The 1,893-nt window shown below is 60.1% G+C and carries 4 protein-coding genes; 1 reads left to right on the top strand and 3 read right to left on the bottom strand.

Annotated features, from left to right (window positions below):
- From EIK79_RS17670 to EIK79_RS18340, 3 genes are all read right to left on the bottom strand, one after another.
- On the bottom strand, window positions 1-184 hold a 184-nt coding region (locus EIK79_RS17670), incomplete at its 3' end, for a 6,7-dimethyl-8-ribityllumazine synthase (RefSeq protein WP_185715702.1).
- A gap of 255 nt (window positions 185-439) precedes the next feature.
- A complete protein-coding gene (locus EIK79_RS17665) occupies window positions 440-718 on the bottom strand; it encodes a hypothetical protein (RefSeq protein WP_124957117.1) in 279 nt (92 codons plus the stop codon).
- 166 nt (window positions 719-884) lie between these two features.
- Entirely contained in the window at window positions 885-1,046 is a 162-nt protein-coding gene (locus EIK79_RS18340; protein WP_185715701.1) for a hypothetical protein, read from the bottom strand.
- Window positions 1,047-1,245: 199 nt separating this feature from the next.
- Between EIK79_RS18340 and EIK79_RS18335 the strand changes: the two genes are divergently transcribed.
- The gene (locus EIK79_RS18335) at window positions 1,246-1,389 is read left to right on the top strand and encodes a hypothetical protein (protein WP_185715700.1); all 144 of its coding nucleotides are present in this window, start codon (window positions 1,246-1,248) and stop codon (window positions 1,387-1,389) included.
- The last annotated feature ends 504 nt before the right edge of the window (window positions 1,390-1,893 follow it).

The following is a 1,893-nucleotide window of genomic DNA, read 5'->3' as shown; positions in this document are numbered from 1 at the left end:
CGATATCGTCCCGTCGTGCCAATCGATCGGCGGCCAGCGGCGTGTCGTACGATCCCGGTACCGGAACGGTCGCAACGATCTTCGCGTCGTGTTCGGCCGCCGCGGTCCGGGCGCGCTCTTCCATCTCGTGGGTGATCTGTCCCTCCTTACTGAACTGGGAAACCACCAACCCAAGTGAAACCATACCCGTCGGGTCGGGAGGCGAACCCAAAGGGATGGCGTTCCACTTTTTTTGCGTTCGGGTGAGCGAAGCTCACCCTCACGCAAAAAACCTGCAACGCGAGAGCAAGCTCTCGCTGGCTCCCCCTCGCTGCGCTCGCGAGAAGACTAAAAAAAGCCGCTCGCTCCGCTCCGCTGCGCTCGCGGTGACACACCTGCGTCTTCCGCCGCCGCGACCGCTTCCGCTCCGCCCCGCACCGCTTCCGCCGCCTTTGTGTTTTTAGTCGTCGGCGTGGACGACTGGCGCTTTGTCCACGACACGAGCCATGTCGGGATACTGCTGTCTCAATCCGTCGAGATCACCGCGCTGGCGATAGTGGCAGTACTCCGCCAGCATCTCTACTAACGCGGCTGGGGCACTCGTTGCGTCGGGCTGTTCGGTTATCGCAGTCGGGTCCTGGTCGTCCTCGGGCGTGTACACTGACTGCACCACGGTCCCGTCGCGCTGTTCGTGGTACCGAACACGCCCGCCATTGTCGAACCACCCGGTGGCGACCATTTCGCCTGTCGCCTCATACCGCGTGATGTTCGCAATCCCGGGCAGGTCGTCGTAGTTCAGCTGTGACTGGCCGAGTCCGGCCGTCGCTAGAATCTCCTCGATCTGGGTGGCGTGGGCGCAGCCCGTACTCCGACACGGTTTACATCACCAGAATCGAAGATTCTGGTTAGCAGCCAGAAGCCTTCGGCTTCTGGCGACACCAGACCCCTGTGCCTACGTCCATCACGTAGTACAACTCCGCTTTCGAAATCCGACCTCGATCGTCGAGGGTCGAGATGTTCACCGACTCGCCCAGTCGGTCCCAGAACTGAAACACCGGCAACGTCATCTCTTGCCCCCCACGAGCGCAGTTCCCACGAGCACAGCGAGCGGCTTTTTTTGGTCTTCTCGCGAGCGCAACGAGTGAGAGCCTGCAAGAGTGCTACAAAAGACGCGGAGCGTCTTTTGGCATGACGAAAGAGCGAAGCTCTTTCGAACCACTTCGCTCTTGCAATGCAGATTTGTTGCGTTCCCGCGAGCGGTAGCGAGTGGGAACCAGCAAGTCGCAGCGCGAACGAAGTGAGCGACCGTCTCGCGCGGTGAGTGGTGGCCTCCGGCCATCCGAACGGAAAAAAGGTGAGTCATCGACGACCCTCCAGCAGTGGACACCCCACCCGATGCGCGTACCGTGACCGAATCGGACGGCCACAGTTCCGGCAACGCTGGCGCTGTTTAGTTTTCTGATACGATTCGACACCGTTACATGTCTCTGCTTCGTTCCCAATCATGGGTTTTCGATTGCTGACTGAGAACCCCAGCGTCGGGTGGTAGTAGCACCCGGCGCGTTTCAACGAACGCACACGCCCCGTGGCGCACACCGGCGTTCTCGTTTATCGTTCCTTACCCCTTCACACATAAAGGTACTGATGCAATGAGTAATATCGTGTCATACTAACAACTGTTCTCCAGTCAAATCTCGGCCGAAATGGGACCGAGCTATCGGATCAGGAAGCGTTCTATCGGATGATATCGTACTGATAGGGCCTAGTGCAATCCGAACCGTGCGGTCGCAGTGCGGTGGCGGAGGCGGAGCGGTCGTGGAGCGGTCGCGGAGCGGGGCGGAAGCGGGAGACGCAAGTGTAGTCACCGCGAGCGTAGCGAAGCGGAGCGAGCGGCCTTTTTTAGTCCAGGTTTTT

It is taken from the genome of Halocatena pleomorpha, assembly GCF_003862495.1.
GTDB classification, from domain to species: Archaea; Halobacteriota; Halobacteria; order Halobacteriales; family Haloarculaceae; genus Halocatena; species Halocatena pleomorpha.
Note: the sequence above shows the minus strand (reverse complement) of the source record. Positions and strands in the feature narration are given on the sequence as shown.

What these genes read in the sequence shown, in the direction of transcription:
- EIK79_RS18340 (WP_185715701.1), bottom strand. Translation starts at nt 1,046, where the DNA reads ATGACGTTGCCGGTGTTTCAGTTCTGGGACCGACTGGGCGAGTCGGTG.
- EIK79_RS17665 (WP_124957117.1), bottom strand. Translation starts at nt 718, where the DNA reads ATGGTCGCCACCGGGTGGTTCGACAATGGCGGGCGTGTTCGGTACCAC.